The following is a 15,555-nucleotide window of genomic DNA, read 5'->3' as shown; positions in this document are numbered from 1 at the left end:
GGGTACGCGCTCACGGTTTCCTTCGCAAGGTCGCTCACAAAAACCTTCCCCTTCCCGCCGAAACGATGCTAACCCCCGCATCTGGAGCGCCCGGTTCCGGGTGCGCGCGTTACTCCGAATGCCGCTCCCGGACGTCGGTCGGATCCTCTCCTTCCGACAGCGCTTCCCACAGCTCGGCGTCCGGATCGCGCGCCTTCTTGCGCGTGGCCGGAGCCGCGTACCGGGCCCCGAGCCGCGCGGCCCGCCCGGCGCCCTTGACGGCTGCCAACCCGCCGGCGACGACGAGAATTCCCCCCAGCACGGCCAGGCCGCGCCCGAGCAGCATCTGCGTCACGGGCAGCCCGTCGGCGTAGCCGGAGAACCGGACGCCGGACACGCCGGACCACACCGCGGCGACGCCGGCCAGCGCGAGCACCACGCCCAGCACGCGCCGCGCCCAGCCGCCGGTCGCGATGACCCCGGCCACGCCGGCCAGGGCGAGCAGGGCCAGCGGCACGAGCGCCGTCGCGCGCTGCTCGCCGGTCTCGCGGTAGAGCACCGTGCCGCGCACGCCGCCGTCGCGGAACTCGGCGAACCACGTCAGTCGTGACGCACCCCACAGCGCGAGCGCGCCGAGCAGGAGCGCGACCACGATCATCCACAGTGGACGGCGCGACGGCTTCTCCGGCAGCTCAGACACGGGCGGAGTCCGCGGCCGGGTCGAGGGTGCCGGCCGCCACCATCGTCTGCGCGGCGGCCACGGCCGACAGCACGGTCCGGGCCTTGTTCAGCGACTCCGTGTCCTCGTAGTCCGGCACCGAGTCGGCGACCACCCCGCCGCCGGCCTGGACGTGCGCGATCCCGTCCTTGACCAGGGCGGTGCGGATCGCGATCGCCGTGTCCGCGTCACCGGCGAAGTCGAGATAGCCGACGACGCCGCCGTACAGCGCCCGCCGGACCGGCTCCAGCTCCTCGATCAGCTCCATCGCGCGGACCTTCGGCGCGCCGGACAGCGTCCCGGCCGGGAAGCACGCCGTGACCGCGTCGAACGCCGTCTTGTCGTCGGCCAGCTCGCCGGTGACGGTCGACACGATGTGCATGACGTGGCTGTAGCGCTCGATCTGGAAGAAGTCGACGACGCGCACGGTGCCCGGCTTGCAGACCTTGCCGAGGTCGTTGCGGCCGAGGTCGACGAGCATCAGGTGCTCGGCGCGCTCCTTCTCGTCGGCGAGCAGGTCCTTGGCCAGCTGCGCGTCCTCCTCCGGGTCGGCGCCGCGCCAGCGCGTGCCCGCGATCGGGTGCGTGGTCGCGCGGCCGTCCCGCACGGTGACGAGCGATTCGGGGCTGGAGCCGACGATGTCGAAGCCTTCGAGCCGCAGCAGGTACATGTACGGGCTCGGGTTGGACGTCCGCAGCACGCGGTAGATGTCGAGGGCGTCGGCGGCCGTGGGGATCTCGAACCGTTGCGACGGCACGATCTGGAACGCTTCGCCGGCCTTGATCGCCTCGACGGCCTTCTCGACGGCCGCGTGGAAGTCCGCCTTGGACCGCTTGCGCGTGAACTCGGGCTCGGGCCGGTCGAACGCGGCCACCGTGGCCGGCGCGGGGACCTGCAGCTGCTCGGTCATCGCGCTCAGCCGGGCGACGGCGTCGTCGTAGGCCGCGTCCACGCGCTCGGGCGAGTCGTCCCAGTTGACGGCGTTCGCGATGAGCGTGACCGTGCCCTCGTGGTGGTCGAACGCCGCGAGGTCGGTGGCCAGGAGCATCGTCAGCTCGGGGATGTCGAGGTCGCGCTCGGCCAGCTCCGGCAGCTTTTCCAGCCAGCGCACGGCGTCGTAGCCGATGTAGCCGACCATGCCGCCGGTCAGCGGCGGCAATCCGGGCAACGGCTCGGTGTGCAACGCTTCGATCGTTTCACGCAGCACGGTGAGCGGGTTGCCTTCGGACGGCAGGCCGACCGGCGGGGTGCCGGTCCAGACCGCTTCGCCGTCGCGGACGGTGAGCGCGGCCGGGCTGCGGACGCCGATGAACGACCAGCGCGTCCAGGAGGCGCCGTTCTCCGCGGACTCGAACAGGAACGTGCCCGGCCGGTCGGCGGCGAGCTTGCGGTACACCCCGATCGGCGTCTCGCCGTCGGCGAGGACCCGGCGCACGACCGGGATGACGCGGCGGCTCTCGGCGAGGGCGCGGAAGTCCGCACGGGACGGGCTGACCGAGCCGGGACCGGACTTGCTGCTCGAGGTGCTGACCATGACCCTCATTGTGCTGCACCGCCGGGAAGGAGTTTTCCCAGACCCTGAATTCAATGGATGTTGAATTCGGCGGGGACGTGAGTCATGATGGAGGCGTGAGCACCACCGAGCCTACTTCGCGACGCCGCGGGCGGCGCCCCGCCGGCCAGGACACCCGCACGGCACTGATCGAAGCCGCGCGGGCCGTGTTCGCCGAGAACGGCTACGACGGGGCCACCGTGCGCGCGATCGCCACCCGCGCGGGCGTCGACGCGGCCATGGTCAACCACTGGTTCGGCGGCAAGGAGGGCCTGTTCGCCCAGGCGGTGCTCAAGCTGCCGTTCGACCCCCTGGAACTGCTGGGGATCCTCCGGAACGGCCCCGACGACGAGCTCGGCGAGCGGATCGTCCGCACCTTCCTCACCCGCTGGGACGGCGCGGGCGGCGGGGTGTTCGTCGCGCTCATCCGCAGCGTCACCGGCCACGAGCAGGCCGCGCACGTGCTGCGCGACTTCTTCCAGAAGTTCTTCACCGCGCTGATCTCCTCGATCGGCTCGGACGACGTGTCGCTGCGCATGACGCTCTGCGCCTCCCAGATGGTCGGCATGGGCATGGTCCGGTACGTGGCGAAGTTCGAGCCGTTCGCCACCGAAGACGTCGAGGTGCTGGTGCGGGCGGTGGCGCCGAACCTGCAGCGCTACCTCACCGGCGACATCGGCTGAACCCGCGGCCCGGTGGCGGACGCCGGGACGTGGTGCGGGCCGTTGTCCGCGAAGCCGACCACCATCTGCCGTCCCCAGCCGCCGATCCACGCCGGGCGGCGGGCCGGGGCGCCGAAGCCGTGCACCGACAGCGCGCAGCGCACGATGCCACTGCCGTCGCGGTAGCGGGCTTCGGCTTCCTGCCTGCGCGGGACGCGCGGCCCGACGGTCACCGTCGCGCGCAGCCGGCCGGTGGCCGCGACCGCGCGCACCCGGCGCCGCCGGCCGGCCGCGGCCTTCGCCGCGAACGGCAGCCCGGCGAAGCCGGCGACCGGGAACGCGAGGCCGCCCGCGCACAGCACGGCCCAGGCCACGGCGATCGCGGCCGCCGCCGGGCCGTCCGGCGCAGGCGCGCGGTGGGCGTGTCCGGGTCGATCCCGGCGGCGTCCGGCGCGGGCAGCCCAGGCGCCGAAGCCGGGCACACCGTCGCGCACCCGGCGGTCCGGCACCTGCAGGCGGTGGGCGCCGAACGCGGCGAGCGCCAGGGAGCCGGCGAGGACGGCGGCCTCACCGGGAAGTTCGCCGTCCGCGACGACGTGGTCCGGCGCCGGCAGCGAGTACGTCGTGCCCGCGCCGAAGAATCAGGAAGACGAGCACCGCGGCCACCGTCGAGGCGGACCATCCGGTCCGCCGCCGCTCGCCGGTCACCGGCGCCCTCCGCCCTCGGTGCGCAGGTTCAACGCCAAAGCCGGAACCGCGTACGGACCGGGGCGGCGCGGGCCGTTCGGGAAGAGGACGACCATGTGCCGTCCCCAGCCGCCCACCCACGCGAGCCGGTCGGTGAAGTCCGCCAGCGCATTGGCCCCGTGCGTCGAAGACATCGCCTTCAGCACGATGCCGGTGCCCTCGCGGTAGCGGACGTGGATCTCCGGCGGGGGCCGCCTCAGTGAGCGGCCGTTGCGGGCGAAGACGCGCACGATGTCGACCGTCGCGTTCCGCCACCCGGTGGCCGCGACCGCGCGGGCCCGGCCCCACCAGCCCACCGCGGCCACGGTGGCGAACAGCGTCCCGAGCGAGCCGGCCACGATCAGGACGTAGCCGAGGTTGACGAGGAACTGGCTCTTGTTCTCTTCCACCAGGGTGCGCACGCGATCCGGGTCGGCCCGGTCGTAGACCACGGTGACCCGCTCGCCGACGGTGTAGGAGTTCTTCGAGTCGCGGACGATCTTCGCGGTCCGCGACTCGAAGCGCACCTCGAACGTCATCCCGCCTCGGGTGAACGTCTGCACGGAAACCACCTCGCCGGTGGTCCGCGCGCCGGTGGCGAGGAGTTCGTCGGCCGCTTTGTCGAGCAGGACCAGATCCGCGGCCCCGGCCCCGGCCAGTGCCATCCAGACGAGTACGAACGCCGCCGCGCGACGCGCCACCCGGCGCAGCCGCCCGGTTTCGGCCGCGAAGTCGATCCGGCGGTCGTGGTCGTGGTCGGCCGGCAGCGGAAGCCAGCCCCCGAAGCCGTCCTCGCTCGCGGCAGCGCGGTTCCGGGCCGACACCCGCAGGCGCCAGACCGCGCCGCCGGACCCCACCGCAAGCAGGACGGCGGCGGCGGGAACCAGCCCGAAAGCCGCCACCACATCCGGAGAAAAAGAGAAGACGGCCACCACGGCCACCGGGAGGGCGAACCACACCCACCGCCGCTTGACGAAACCGCCGAAGGGGTCCATCAGCCGAGCTTAGAAGCCTTGAGCAGCGCTGATGCTGCGAGAAACGGCACAGGACGGCGAGGCAACCGGACGGCCGCGCCAGGCGTGCAAGTGAGCAGGTCCGACGGTCACCCGAATACCCCTTCGTCGCAATTCGTGGACACCATTCGCACATTCGGGGAATCGACGGGATTCGTATCCTTTCCCCATGAAGCCAACGTCTTCGGGGCCTGCCGCGAGAACACTCGCCGCTTCTCTGCGCGAAGAACGCGAAGGACGCAACGTCGGCCTTCGCCGGCTCGCGGAAATGTTGGGGATCCTGCCGCAGGTGCTGTCGCTGTGGGAGAAGGGGCAGCGCCTGCCGAGCGTCGAGGACGTGTCGGCGATCCTCGCGCTGCTGGGCGTGACCGGGGAGAAACGCGACCGGATCCGGACTCTGGCCCGGCATGCGCGCGAGCCGAACTGGCTCGCGTCGAGCAATACCGACATTCCGTTCGCTCTCACCACTCGGCTGAACCTTGAAAGCACCGCCACCGCTATCACCACCTGGTCGCCCCTGATCGTTCCCGGACTGCTCCAGACCCCGGACTACATCCGCTCGATCATGGACAAGATCCCGGTGCCGGTCGACCAAGCCGACAAGCGGCTCCGGATCAGGTTGGATCGGCAGCGAATCCTCACCCGCCGGGATCCGGTCCGGTTCAGCGCCCTGATAGGCGAACAAGCCCTGCGGGAGAACTTCGGCGGTCCCGAGATCATGTCCGACCAAATCGATCATCTGCCTGGAAGTGTCCGAGCGAACGAACATCAGCCTGCGTATCGTGCCGTCCGGAATCGGCTACCACCCCGGCCTGATCGGCCCGTTCGACATCTACGAATTCGCCGACGCGCCGCCGATCGCCTCCGTCGAACACGTCAGCTCAACGGCCTTCCTCCACGAAGAATCCCAGACCACAGGCCATAAGCACGATGCTAAGGTGCTACGCGGACTAGCACTGAGCGAAGAGGCCACCTGCGCTCTGCTGCAGGAGGCCGCACCGTAACGGAGGCCATCGTGAGTGTCTGGCGCAAGTCGTCGTACAGCGGCCCCAACGACAACTGCGTCGAGGTGGCGTTGGGGCCGGTCGTGGGGGTGCGGGACACGAAGGCCCGGCACGCGGGCCAGCTCACCGTTTCCGCGCGGGCCTGGCGGTCCGTGCTCGATCACGCGTCTTCCCTCTCGGTCAGCGCGAACGCCGGGACCGCGTAGGGCCTTTCCTCCTTCGGCCCGTACGGGAACAGCACCACCATGTCGCGGCCCCAGCCGCCGATCCAGGCGATGCGGTCCGGCGGGTCCGCCAGCTTCTGGGCGCGGTGGCTCGACTGGGCCGCGCGCAGCACGATCGCCGAGCCGTCGCGGTAGCGGACGTGGATGTCCGGCAGGTGCCTGTCCGTGCTGAGCGAGCGATCGGGCACCACCGTCACCGAGGCCCGGCGCCACCCGGTGTGCCGCAGACGCTCCCGCCGTCGAGGGGTTCCCGCGACGACAGCCAGGGCTCGAAACCGAACCGCGCCGACACGGTCTCGGCGCGGCGGTCGCCGGCGACGATCCGGGATGTCACCAGGACCGCCGGCATGACCGTCCCGGCGATCGCGACCAGCGTGCCGACCACCGAGACCGCGAAGAGCAGCGCGCAGGACGCACCGGCCAGATCCCACGCCGTCCTTCGCCACGACACCCCGCGAGCGGCGAATCCCACGTCCGGCTCCAGGTCCATTTCCGAGGCAACCGAGCGGCCCCGCCGGACGTGCAAGGGAGCGGGGTCAGCGGGCGAGCAGGAGCGCGATGAGCGCCAGGGTGCCCGGCAGCACCTGCACGAACAGGATGCGCTTGCTGGCCGTCGCGGCGCCGTAGAGGCCCGCGACGATCACACACACCAAGCCGTACAGCTGGAGCTGGAACTGGCCGGCGACCAAGCCCCAGACGAGGGCCAGCGCCAGGAAGCCGTTGTACAGCCCCTGGTTCGCGGCCAGCGTCTTGGACTCCTTCGCGAACTCCTCGGTGGTGCCGAAGGCCGCGCGGGCCCGGGGCGTCGTCCAGAGGAACATCTCCAGGACGACGATGTAGACGTGGATCAGGGCGACCAGCCCGACCAGGACGTCGGCGACGATTGTCACGCGTGCTCTTTCTCGTCGGCCAGGAGCAGGCGCTCCTCGGTGTCGAAACAGGTGTGCGTGCCGGTGTGACAGGCCGGGCCGGTCTGGTCGACGCGCAGCAGGACCGTATCGCCGTCGCAGTCGATCCGCACCTCGCGGACGTGCTGGTAGTGGCCGGACGTCTCGCCCTTGACCCACAGCTTCCGCCGGCTGCGCGACCAGTACGTGCCGCGGCGGGTGGCGAGGGTGGCGGCGAGCGCGTCGTCGTTCATCCAGGCCATCATCAGCACGTCCGAAGTGGCGTGCTCGACGACGACCGCGGCGATCAGGCCGTCGGCGTTGCGCTTGAGGCGCGCCGAGACGGCCGCGTCCAGGGTCATGCCCGTACTCCCAGGATGTGCCGCTTCAGCGGCATCGAGTTGAACAGGACGAACGCGTAGCCGTACCCGGCGAAGGAGAGGCCGGAGAACAGCTTGTTCCACCACAGTGCCGCGCCGAGCAGCAGGAACGCGTGCAGCAGCGCGAACACGACGCTGATGACGAGACCGCCGATCCGGGCGCTGCCCATCTTCAGCACGAGCCCGGTCGTCACCACGCCGCCGAGGATCAGCGCGAGCGCGGGGATGCGGAAGATCTCCAGGCCCGAGCCGGCGCCGAGCACGGGGACGAGGTCGAGCAGTGCCCACGCGACCGGCAGCCCGACCATCAGCGCGGCGGTGACCTTGACCTCGACGGGAGCCTGCCAGGACTTCACCGGACCTCGACCCCGCCTTCGCGCAGCGCGTCCTTGACGTCGCCGATCTTGAGCTGTCCGAAGTGGAACACGCTGGCCGCGAGGACCGCGTCCGCGCCCGTTTGCACAGCCGGCAAGAAGTGCTCGACCGCGCCCGCTCCCCCGCTGGCGATCACCGGGACCCGCACGGCCTTGCGGACCAGCTCGATGAGCTCGAGGTCGAAGCCGTTCTTGGTGCCGTCGGCGTCCATGGAGTTCAGCAGGATCTCGCCGACGCCGAGCTCCTCGCCGCGCGCGGCCCACTCGACGGCGTCGATGCCGGTGCCGCGGCGGCCGCCGTGGGTGGTGACCTCGAAGCCGGACGAGGTCGGCTCGCCGCCCTCGGGCACGCGGCGCGCGTCGACCGACAGGACGATGCACTGGGCGCCGAACCGGCGGGACGCCTCGTGGAGGAACTCCGGCCGGGCGATCGCGGCGGTGTTGATGCTCACCTTGTCCGCGCCGGTGCGCAGCAGCCGGTTGACGTCGTCGTTGCTGCGGACGCCGCCGCCGACGGTGAGCGGGATGAACACCTGCTCGGCGGTGCGGCGGACCACGTCGAAGGTGGTCTCGCGGTCGCCGGAGGACGCCGTGACGTCGAGGAACGTCAGTTCGTCGGCTCCCTCGGCGTCGTAGCGCCGGGCCAGCTCGACGGGGTCGCCGGCGTCGCGGAGGCCGGCGAAGTTGACGCCCTTGACGACCCGGCCCGCGTCGACGTCGAGACAGGGGATCACCCGCACCGCGACAGACATGCCCACCAGCGTAGTCAGGCGCGATCTAAGCTCGGCCAATGGCACGGGCAGGGCGGCGGCCGGGGCAGACCGAGACGCGCGAGAAGATCCTCGACGCGGCGCGGCACCGGTTCGCCGAGCTGGGGTACGACGGCGCGACGGTCCGCGGGATCGCCGCCGACGCGGGCGTGAACGCGGCCTTGCTACACCACTTCTTCGGCAGCAAGCAGGCCCTGTTCGCGGCGGCGATGAACCTCCCGGTGAACCCGGCTTCGCTGGTCCCGGCGATCCTGGCCGGCCCGCGCGCGGGCGTGGGCGAACGGCTGGTGCGCGCGTTCCTGGCGGTCTGGGCGGCGCCGGAGGGGCGGACGCCGTTCATCGCGATGCTGCGCGCGGCGGCGACGAACGAGCAGGTCGCGCTGATGATGCGCCAGTTCATCGAGCGCACGGTGCTGGCCGAGGTGGCGAAGGCCCTGGACGTGCCGCGGATCCGGGTGACGGGGATCGCGTCGCAGATGATGGGGGTCGCGCTGCTGCGGTACGTGATCAAGCTGCCCCCGCTGGCGGAGGCGGACGACGAGGAGATCGTGGCCCTGCTCGCGCCGGTGGCGCAGTACTACCTCGAAGGCCGCGAAACCGTCGGTGGCCCCCGGTAAGCGCGGTAGCGGTTTCCGCTCCCATTGTCCAGCATTTGTCCAAGAACCGGAGACGGTGATTATCCACCCTTATCCGGCGCTCGAATCAACGACCGGCCGAAACGGGAACCTTCCCCTTATGGCGGTGTCCTCCCGAACGATCTCACGTAGATTACCGGCATGCCGCGCCCCCATTCCGCGCTTGTCGTCCTGCTCGCTGCCGCCTTGGTCACGCCCGTTTTCCCCGCCGCCGCCGCGGCGGCCGGCGACGCGCCGGGTGCGGTGTGCGACCGCCAGCCCGCCCTGTACCCCCAGGCGCCGGCCGGTGCGGTCGTCGTCGACCCGGCCGTCGACGGCGACCTCAGCGTGAAAACGCTGTCCGCACCGCCCGGCACCACCTTCTGGCTGCCACCCGGCACCCACCGCCTGGCCGCGGACCAGTTCGGGCAGGTCATCCCGAAGGACGGCGACGTCTACCTGGGCGCCCCCGGCGCCGTGCTCGACGGCCGCGGGGTCAACCAGGCCGCCTTCACCCAGCAGGCGAAGGACGTCGTCATCCGCGGCCTCACCATCCGGAACTTCGCCGCGCCCCAGGACCAGGGCGTGGTCAACCACGACTCCGGCGAGCACTGGGTGATCGAAAACTCCACCATCCAGGACAACCGCGGCGCCGCGCTGATGGCGGGGGTCCGGCAGGAAGTGCGGGCGAACTGCCTGCGCGGCAACGGGCAGTACGGGATGAACGCCTACCGCCCCGACAATGCCATCACCGGGCTCGTCGTCGAGGGCAACGAAATCTCGGACAACAACGTCGACGACTGGGAAACGCGCAACCCCGGCTGCGGGTGCAGCGGCGGAATCAAGTTCTGGGCCGTGAACGGCGCCGACGTCCGCGGCAATTGGATCCACCACAACCACGGCGCCGGCCTGTGGGCCGACACCAACGACAACGATTTCCTGATCGAAGACAACGTCATCGAGGACAATGACGCCGAAGCGATCTTCTACGAGATCAGCTACAACGTCGTCATCCGGCACAACGCCATCCGCCGCAACAACGTGGTGGCCGGCAGCCGGCGCGCGTCCCGCGGCGACAACTTCCCGTCCGCGGCGGTGTACCTGTCCGAGGCCGGCGGCGAACCGCGCGTCCCGGCCCGCACCGACGTCATCGACATCTACGGCAACGACTTCGAGGACAACTGGTCCGGCGTCACGCTGTGGGAGAACGCCGACCGCTTCTGCAACAGCCCGGCGAACACGTCCACCGCGAGCTGCACCGCACTGGTCGCCGACCGGACCCGCTGCTCGGCGCCGGGCATCGCGGACGAGCCGCTCTACGACGACTGCCGCTGGAAGACCCAGCGGGTCGAGATCCACTCGAACACCTTCCGCTTCGACCCCGCCCGGCCGGGCTGCGCCGGCCTGTGCGGCCGGATGGCGGTGCTGTCGAACTACGGCACCTATCCGGCCTGGTCGCCGTACCGGGCGACCGTCGTGCAGGAGGCGATCAGCCACGACCAGGACAACTACTGGTACAGCAACGACTACGTCGGCCCGTGGACGTTCGTCGCCGGCGACAGCTCCCGCACCCTCACCCCGGAGCAGTGGCAGAACGAACCGTGGAACCAGGACGACTGCGCGTCCTTCGACGGCGTGACCCCGTACTGCTGAAAACTTCCGGCCCGCGTGCAGCAGCCCGGCCCGCTCGTGCGTCCATAGGGAGGACAGAGCGGGCGAAGGGACGCGTGTGCGCTTTGAAGAGTTCGTGGCGGAGCGGCTGGACGGGCTGCTGCGCTACGCCACCGTCCTGACGAACGACCCGCACCTGGCCCAGGACGTCGTCCAGGACGTGCTGCTGCGCGCCCAGCAGCGCTGGGACGGCATCGACTCCCCACCGACCTACGTGCGGCGGATGATCACCAACGAGTACCTCTCGTGGCGCCGCCGGGCGGTGCGGCGGATGGTGCCGAGCAGCCACGACGTCCTCGACGCGCTCGGCCCGCCGGAAGCCGACCCGTCGGCCGCCTACGACGAGCGGGACGCCATGCTCGGCCTCCTCGAAACGCTGCCCCGCAAGCAGCGCGCGGCGATCGTCCTGCGCTACTACGAGGGCTACTCCGACGCCGAGATCGCGGCCGTCCTGCGCTGCGGCGCCTCCACCGTGCGCAGCCAGATCTCCCGCGCCCTCGCGACCCTCCGCCAGGCCCCGCACCCCACGATCCTCACCGGAGCCCCCGAATGACCCGCAGCGAGCACGAGACCGAGACGCTGATCCGGGACAGCCTCGACCGCCTCGCCGCCCGCGCCCCGGACGGCGACGCGGTCCGGACCGCGCTGACCCGGGCCGGCCGCAAGCAGCGGCCGGGGGCCCGGCTCGCGCTGGTGGCCGCCGCCGTGGTCGTGGTGGTGGCGGGGGTCATCGCCGGCACGCAGGCGTTCACGACGACGTCCGGCCTGGTCCCGGCGGCGGGCCGGCCGGTGCTCGGCTACAGCCCCGGCCGGCTGCCCGGCGGCTTCACCGAGCAGTACCGCGAGGGCGGGCCGGGCACCGCGCCGCAGGTCCGGCGGTGGTTCGCGGGGCCGGCCGAGATCACGCTGTCGGCGTACTCGACCGCCGACCCGGCGTGGTCGCAGACGGCGCTGCGGATCGCGTCGCTGCGCGACCAGATCCTGGTGCACGGCCGGGTCGCCATGGTCACCGGCGACACCGGCGGCGCCGCGCTGCTCACCTGGCTGGCCGACGACGACCACGTGCTCACCGTGCGGGTCGACGGGGTGCCGGACGCCCGCACGGTCGCCCAGCGGATCGCCGAGGACGTCACGCCCGCACCGGTCGGCGTCCGCGGCGAGCTGCGGTTCGGCGCGCTCCCGGCGGGCCTGGCCGAACGCTCGGCCGCCGTCAAGGGCACCGGCCCGGCCGACGCGAGCACGGAGCTGACCGCGGCCGACCCGGCCCGGCCGTCGGTTCCCGCGGTCCGCGTCACGGCGAGCGCCGGCTCCCCCGGCGTGAACGGCGCCGCGCCCGTCACCGTGCGCGGCGGCCCGGGGTTCTTCGTGGCACCGAAGAACGGCGAGCAGGCGATGGTCGCGGTCCGGCTGCCGTCGGGGCGCTGGCTGACGGTGGCGGGCCCGCGGCCGGAAGCCGAGCTGGTCGCCGTCGCCGACGGCGTCCAGCTCGATCCCTCGCCCGACTACCGGTGGCTCGGGCGGGCTACCAGCTGACCATGGGGAACCAGATGATCCCGAGCCGGCCGAGCACGCGGACGTCCCAGTAGAGCAGCGTGAACGTGCCGCCGACGAGCAGCGCCGCGCCCGTCACCGTCGCGATCCGGGCGGGTTTCGCGGCGAGCCGGCGCTGCACGCGCCCGCCCGTGGCGTGCGTCAAGAGCAGGAACAGCACGCCCATGAGCACGATGTTGCCGAGTGACTGCAGGGCGAACGCGGCCGCGCCGTAGAAGACGTTGTGCTGCTCGGCGGCGCTGCGGAACATGATCCGGAAGAGCGGGTAGGGCCGGCCGATGAGGAACCCGCCGATGAGCGCGCCCATCAGGACGAGCGGCGCCGCGGGGTGGCGGGCGACGAACCTCTCGGCCGGGTTGGGAATGATGCCGAGCGCGATCAGGCCCATGACCAGGAAGACCAGCCCGACGACGCCGAACGCGACCATCGACTGGATGCTGCGCGGGCTCAGGCCGGACGTCTGCGCGGTGGAGAACTGCGGCATCCGCGTGCCGACCAGGGCGACGACGACGCCGTAGACGATCGACACCGCCAGCATGCCCGCGGCGATCCAGCCCAGCGGCTTGAGCGTGGTGGCGAAGCGCCGCTTCTCGCCGGCCTGGCCGCCGACCAGCGGGGCGACCGCGCCGAAAGCGGCGATGTTGCAGGCGGTGAAGGAACCCGCGAGGCCGGAGACGAACGCGAAGAGCGTCCCGGCGAGGACTCCGCTGATCGGAGTGGCCTTCGCGTCGTGACCGAGCAGGCCGTTCGCGACGCTGTCGCCGATGACGGAGTCGACGAACGGCGCGGACCACAGCGCGGTCAAGGCGAAGCCGGCGACGATCGCGGCGACGGCGATCGCGGCGCGGCGGGCGGGATAGGGCCCCGCGCCGAAGAACTGTGCTTGGGGATGAACCGGTACCTGCTGTGTGACGGCCATCGACGTTCCCTCCAGTTCCGGAACATAAAGCGTTTCAGACACAGGCGTTGAAACGCTTCCGCCGGTCGTGTGGGGTTGACCCGGCGAACGGACCAGTCGTTTTCCCACCTCTTGACGCCGGGAACTCCTCGGGCGCAGAATTAAACGCATGACTAATTCTGCCCTCGAGGTCACCGGCCTGCGGGTCCGCCGCGGTGGCCGGCCGGTGGTGCGGGACGTGAGCTTCACGGTGCCGCGCGGCACCGTCACCGGGCTGCTCGGCCCGAGCGGCTGCGGAAAGACGACGCTGATGCGGGCGATCGTCGGCGTGCAGATCGTCGAAGGCGGCAGCGTCACCGTGCTGGGCCTGCCCGCCGGCAGCCCGCCCCTGCGGCGCCGGATCGGTTACGCCACCCAGAATCCGGCGATCTACGCCGACCTCACCATCCGGGAAGCCCTGCGGTACTTCGCCGCGGTGCTGCGCGCGCCGGCGTCCGATGTGGACAGGGTCATCGCCGAGGTCGGCCTGGAAGACCACGCCGGGAAGCTCGTCGGCTCGCTGTCGGGCGGGCAGCACAACCGCGCGAACCTCGCCGTCGCCCTGCTCGGCCGGCCGGAACTGCTGGTGCTCGACGAGCCGACCGTCGGGCTCGACCCGGTGCTGCGCGACGAGCTCTGGGGCCTCTTCCGCCGGCTCGCCGACGGGGGCGCCACGCTGCTGGTGTCCAGCCACGTCATGGACGAAGCCGCGCGCTGCGACCGCCTCCTGCTCATGCGCGAAGGCATTCTCCTGGCCGACGACGCACCGCTCGCCCTGCGCGAGCGCACCGGCGCCGCCGACCTCGAAGGGGCCTTCCTGCACCTGGTGAGGGCCGCCTCGTGAACCCCGCGCTGACGCTCGCGACCACGCGGCGCATCCTCCTGCAGCTGCGGCACGACCCGCGCACCGTCGTGATGCTGATCCTGGTGCCGACGCTCCTGATGATCCTGCTGCGCTACGTCTTCAACTCGACGTTGGTGTTCAGCCGCGTCGCGCCCGCGCTGCTCGGCGTGTTCCCGTTCCTGATCATGTTCCTCATCGCGTCGATCACGACGCTGCGGGAGCGCACCACGGCCACCCTCGAACGGCTGATGACGCTCCCGATCGGCCGGCTCGACCTGCTCTTCGGCTACGCGCTGGCGTTCGGCTCGATCGCCGTCGTCCAGGTGGCGCTCGCGGCGGGCGTTTCGCTGTGGTGGCTCGGCCTCGACCTCGCCGGCTCGGTCGTGATGCTGCTGGTGATCGCCGTCCTCGACGCGCTGCTGGGCATGGCGCTCGGGCTGTTCGTCAGCGCGTTCGCCCGCACCGAGTTCCAGGCCATCCAGTTCATGCCGGTGTTCGTGCTGCCGCAGATCCTGCTGTGCGGCCTGTTCGTGCCGCGCGAGGAAATGGGCTGGCTGCTGCGGTGGCTTTCCGAGGTCATGCCGCTGTCGTACGCGGTCGAAGCGCTGACCCGCGTCACGGCTTCTTCGACGGTGGACGCGGTGATCCTGCGGAACCTCGTGGTCGTGGCGTGCTGCGCGCTGCTGGCGCTGGTGCTCGGCGCGGCGACGCTGCGGCGCCGGACGCCGTGACTACCGTGCTGCCATGGCATCCGAAACGGACCGGCTCGCGGCCGAGCGCTACGTCGTCCTGACCACGTTCCGCCGCGACGGGCGCGCGGTGCCGACCCCGATCTGGGTGGCCGGCGACGGCGGCGAGCTCGTGCTGTGGTCGGAGCGCAAGGCCGGGAAGGTCAAGCGCATCCGCAACGGCGGGCGCGTCGAGGTCCAGGCGTGCGACCTGCGCGGCCGGAAGACGCACGGCGCGGTCGTCGCCGGGCAGGCGCGGCTGCTGGACCTTTCGGAGACCGAGCGCGTCCGGAAGGCGATCGCCCGCAAGTACGGCATCGTCGGGCGGGTCACGATGTTCTTCTCGAAGCTGCGCGGCCCGGCGGACCGGACGGTCGGGATCGCCGTCAAGCTCGACGGCTGAAGCTGCGGAAGCCGCGGCGCAGGTAGTTCGGCAGCGCGTTCGGGTGATCGAGGGTCGAGGTGCGCAGCCAGACGCGGCGCGCGCCGCGCAGCGCCCACGCGTCGGCCACGACGAGGGTGAGCGCGTAGCCGCCGAGCCCTTTGCCGACGAACTCCGGCAGCAGGCCGAAGGTGGTGATCTCGACGTCACCGCCGGGCCGCGGCTCGAAGTCGGCGGCGCCCGCGACCTCGCCGCGGTACTCGACGAGGCGGTACCGGCGCCCGGGGTCGGCGAGCCAGCGTTCCCAGTCGTCGTCGGTCCTGGACGCGCTCGGCCACCGGTACGGCGTCCCGATCCGGACGTGCAGTTCCCGGATCACCGGCCCCGCTCCGGCGGTTTCGAGCGCGACGCCGTCGACGACCGGCGCGGGGTTGAGCTGTTCGGCGGCGGTCATTTCGAGCTGGGTGACGATCTCCTCCACCCGCGGCAACCTAGGGGAAGCGAGTGCCGCTGTCAGCCCCTTAACGGGCCCACTCCAC

General features: G+C 71.7%; 22 protein-coding genes and 1 pseudogene. 11 read left to right on the top strand and 12 right to left on the bottom strand.

Features of this window, described 5'->3' with window-relative positions; genetic code table 11:
• Positions 1-109: 109 nt before the first annotated feature.
• Positions 110-637, bottom strand: coding sequence for a Trp biosynthesis-associated membrane protein (locus tag AB0N03_RS27785; protein ID WP_364377671.1), 528 nt, complete (start codon positions 635-637; stop codon positions 110-112).
• A gap of 34 nt (positions 638-671) precedes the next feature.
• Entirely contained in the window at positions 672-2,231 is a 1,560-nt protein-coding gene (locus AB0N03_RS27780; protein WP_364377481.1) for an anthranilate synthase component I, read from the bottom strand.
• 95 nt (positions 2,232-2,326) lie between these two features.
• On the opposite strand from AB0N03_RS27780, the gene AB0N03_RS27775 reads away from it, so the two are divergent.
• Entirely contained in the window at positions 2,327-2,932 is a 606-nt protein-coding gene (locus AB0N03_RS27775) for a TetR family transcriptional regulator (protein ID WP_364377479.1), read from the top strand.
• Here the strand turns inward: AB0N03_RS27775 and AB0N03_RS27770 are convergent.
• Complete coding sequence (locus AB0N03_RS27770; RefSeq protein WP_364377477.1) at positions 2,908-3,420, bottom strand: hypothetical protein; 513 nt, start codon at positions 3,418-3,420, stop codon at positions 2,908-2,910. The genes AB0N03_RS27775 and AB0N03_RS27770 overlap by 25 nt on opposite strands.
• Positions 3,421-3,615: 195 nt before the next feature.
• Positions 3,616-4,632, bottom strand: a complete 1,017-nt coding sequence (locus tag AB0N03_RS27765; RefSeq protein ID WP_364377475.1) for a DUF3592 domain-containing protein — start codon at positions 4,630-4,632, stop codon at positions 3,616-3,618.
• A gap of 187 nt (positions 4,633-4,819) precedes the next feature.
• On the opposite strand from AB0N03_RS27765, the pseudogene AB0N03_RS27760 reads away from it, so the two are divergent.
• The 3 genes and pseudogenes from AB0N03_RS27760 to AB0N03_RS27750 form a co-directional block, all read left to right on the top strand.
• Positions 4,820-5,332, top strand: a pseudogene (locus AB0N03_RS27760) (Scr1 family TA system antitoxin-like transcriptional regulator); the annotation flags it as partial.
• A 67-nt stretch (positions 5,333-5,399) separates the two neighbouring features.
• Positions 5,400-5,654, top strand: coding sequence for a Scr1 family TA system antitoxin-like transcriptional regulator (locus tag AB0N03_RS27755; protein WP_364377473.1), 255 nt, complete (start codon positions 5,400-5,402; stop codon positions 5,652-5,654).
• Between the two features lie 8 nt (positions 5,655-5,662).
• Entirely contained in the window at positions 5,663-5,860 is a 198-nt protein-coding gene (locus tag AB0N03_RS27750) for a DUF397 domain-containing protein (protein WP_364377669.1), read from the top strand.
• Here AB0N03_RS27750 and AB0N03_RS27745 read toward each other — a convergent pair.
• From AB0N03_RS27745 to hisF, 6 genes are all read right to left on the bottom strand, one after another.
• Positions 5,815-6,066 (bottom strand): hypothetical protein, encoded by a 252-nt coding sequence (locus AB0N03_RS27745; RefSeq protein WP_364377471.1) that lies wholly within the window; start codon positions 6,064-6,066, stop codon positions 5,815-5,817. The genes AB0N03_RS27750 and AB0N03_RS27745 overlap by 46 nt on opposite strands.
• A 5-nt stretch (positions 6,067-6,071) precedes the next feature.
• Positions 6,072-6,350 (bottom strand): hypothetical protein, encoded by a 279-nt coding sequence (locus AB0N03_RS27740; protein ID WP_364377470.1) that lies wholly within the window; start codon positions 6,348-6,350, stop codon positions 6,072-6,074.
• Between the two features lie 64 nt (positions 6,351-6,414).
• Positions 6,415-6,768: a DUF1304 domain-containing protein gene (locus AB0N03_RS27735; protein WP_364377468.1), complete on the bottom strand. Its 354-nt coding sequence runs from the start codon at positions 6,766-6,768 to the stop codon at positions 6,415-6,417.
• A complete protein-coding gene (hisI, locus tag AB0N03_RS27730) occupies positions 6,765-7,127 on the bottom strand; it encodes a phosphoribosyl-AMP cyclohydrolase (protein ID WP_004561853.1) in 363 nt (120 codons plus the stop codon). The genes AB0N03_RS27735 and hisI overlap by 4 nt, the downstream gene beginning before the upstream one ends.
• Positions 7,124-7,501 carry a hypothetical protein gene (locus AB0N03_RS27725; RefSeq protein ID WP_364377467.1) on the bottom strand — a complete coding sequence of 126 codons (378 nt, stop codon included), beginning with the start codon at positions 7,499-7,501 and terminating at the stop codon, positions 7,124-7,126. Before AB0N03_RS27725 ends, hisI begins: the two co-directional genes overlap by 4 nt.
• The gene (hisF, locus tag AB0N03_RS27720) at positions 7,498-8,271 is read right to left on the bottom strand and encodes an imidazole glycerol phosphate synthase subunit HisF (protein WP_364377465.1); all 774 of its coding nucleotides are present in this window, start codon (positions 8,269-8,271) and stop codon (positions 7,498-7,500) included. Before hisF ends, AB0N03_RS27725 begins: the two co-directional genes overlap by 4 nt.
• A gap of 38 nt (positions 8,272-8,309) precedes the next feature.
• Between hisF and AB0N03_RS27715 the strand changes: the two genes are divergently transcribed.
• From AB0N03_RS27715 to AB0N03_RS27700, 4 genes are all read left to right on the top strand, one after another.
• Positions 8,310-8,906 (top strand): TetR family transcriptional regulator, encoded by a 597-nt coding sequence (locus AB0N03_RS27715; RefSeq protein WP_364377463.1) that lies wholly within the window; start codon positions 8,310-8,312, stop codon positions 8,904-8,906.
• A 159-nt stretch (positions 8,907-9,065) separates the two neighbouring features.
• Entirely contained in the window at positions 9,066-10,556 is a 1,491-nt protein-coding gene (locus tag AB0N03_RS27710) for a right-handed parallel beta-helix repeat-containing protein (protein ID WP_364377461.1), read from the top strand.
• Between the two features lie 76 nt (positions 10,557-10,632).
• A complete protein-coding gene (locus AB0N03_RS27705; protein ID WP_364377459.1) occupies positions 10,633-11,127 on the top strand; it encodes a SigE family RNA polymerase sigma factor in 495 nt (164 codons plus the stop codon).
• Positions 11,124-12,107, top strand: coding sequence for a hypothetical protein (locus tag AB0N03_RS27700; RefSeq protein ID WP_364377457.1), 984 nt, complete (start codon positions 11,124-11,126; stop codon positions 12,105-12,107). Before AB0N03_RS27705 ends, AB0N03_RS27700 begins: the two co-directional genes overlap by 4 nt.
• Here the strand turns inward: AB0N03_RS27700 and AB0N03_RS27695 are convergent.
• Entirely contained in the window at positions 12,097-13,044 is a 948-nt protein-coding gene (locus AB0N03_RS27695) for a hypothetical protein (RefSeq protein WP_364377456.1), read from the bottom strand. The genes AB0N03_RS27700 and AB0N03_RS27695 overlap by 11 nt on opposite strands.
• 148 nt (positions 13,045-13,192) lie before the next feature.
• Here AB0N03_RS27695 and AB0N03_RS27690 point away from each other — a divergent pair, with 148 nt between their 5' ends.
• Genes AB0N03_RS27690 through AB0N03_RS27680 form a run of 3 tightly spaced genes read left to right on the top strand, consistent with a single transcriptional unit; the run spans position 13,193 to position 15,037 of the window.
• Positions 13,193-13,906, top strand: a complete 714-nt coding sequence (locus AB0N03_RS27690) for an ABC transporter ATP-binding protein (protein WP_364377454.1) — start codon at positions 13,193-13,195, stop codon at positions 13,904-13,906.
• Positions 13,903-14,637: an ABC transporter permease gene (locus AB0N03_RS27685; RefSeq protein WP_364377452.1), complete on the top strand. Its 735-nt coding sequence runs from the start codon at positions 13,903-13,905 to the stop codon at positions 14,635-14,637. The genes AB0N03_RS27690 and AB0N03_RS27685 overlap by 4 nt, the downstream gene beginning before the upstream one ends.
• A gap of 13 nt (positions 14,638-14,650) precedes the next feature.
• Positions 14,651-15,037 carry a PPOX class F420-dependent oxidoreductase gene (locus tag AB0N03_RS27680; protein ID WP_364377450.1) on the top strand — a complete coding sequence of 129 codons (387 nt, stop codon included), beginning with the start codon at positions 14,651-14,653 and terminating at the stop codon, positions 15,035-15,037.
• On the opposite strand, the gene AB0N03_RS27675 is transcribed toward AB0N03_RS27680, so the two are convergent.
• On the bottom strand, positions 15,021-15,497 hold the full coding sequence (locus AB0N03_RS27675; RefSeq protein WP_364377448.1) for a GNAT family N-acetyltransferase: 477 nt from the start codon (positions 15,495-15,497) through the stop codon (positions 15,021-15,023). The genes AB0N03_RS27680 and AB0N03_RS27675 overlap by 17 nt on opposite strands.
• Positions 15,498-15,555 lie beyond the last annotated feature (58 nt).

This window comes from Amycolatopsis sp. NPDC051061 (genome assembly GCF_040682935.1).
Lineage (GTDB): Bacteria > Actinomycetota > Actinomycetes > Mycobacteriales > Pseudonocardiaceae > Amycolatopsis.
The sequence above is the reverse complement of the archived record's forward strand: the minus strand, read 5'-3'. Positions and strand labels throughout refer to the sequence as shown.

Coding starts and splice junctions, on each gene's coding strand:
- AB0N03_RS27785 (WP_364377671.1), bottom strand. CDS start 637: ATGATCGTGGTCGCGCTCCTGCTCGGCGCGCTCGCGCTGTGGGGTGCG.
- AB0N03_RS27780 (WP_364377481.1), bottom strand. CDS start 2,231: ATGGTCAGCACCTCGAGCAGCAAGTCCGGTCCCGGCTCGGTCAGCCCG.
- AB0N03_RS27765 (WP_364377475.1), bottom strand. CDS start 4,632: ATGGACCCCTTCGGCGGTTTCGTCAAGCGGCGGTGGGTGTGGTTCGCC.
- hisI (WP_004561853.1), bottom strand. CDS start 7,127: ATGACCCTGGACGCGGCCGTCTCGGCGCGCCTCAAGCGCAACGCCGAC.
- hisF (WP_364377465.1), bottom strand. CDS start 8,271: ATGTCTGTCGCGGTGCGGGTGATCCCCTGTCTCGACGTCGACGCGGGC.
- AB0N03_RS27715 (WP_364377463.1), top strand. CDS start 8,310: ATGGCACGGGCAGGGCGGCGGCCGGGGCAGACCGAGACGCGCGAGAAG.
- AB0N03_RS27710 (WP_364377461.1), top strand. CDS start 9,066: ATGCCGCGCCCCCATTCCGCGCTTGTCGTCCTGCTCGCTGCCGCCTTG.
- AB0N03_RS27700 (WP_364377457.1), top strand. CDS start 11,124: ATGACCCGCAGCGAGCACGAGACCGAGACGCTGATCCGGGACAGCCTC.
- AB0N03_RS27695 (WP_364377456.1), bottom strand. CDS start 13,044: ATGGCCGTCACACAGCAGGTACCGGTTCATCCCCAAGCACAGTTCTTC.
- AB0N03_RS27690 (WP_364377454.1), top strand. CDS start 13,193: ATGACTAATTCTGCCCTCGAGGTCACCGGCCTGCGGGTCCGCCGCGGT.
- AB0N03_RS27680 (WP_364377450.1), top strand. CDS start 14,651: ATGGCATCCGAAACGGACCGGCTCGCGGCCGAGCGCTACGTCGTCCTG.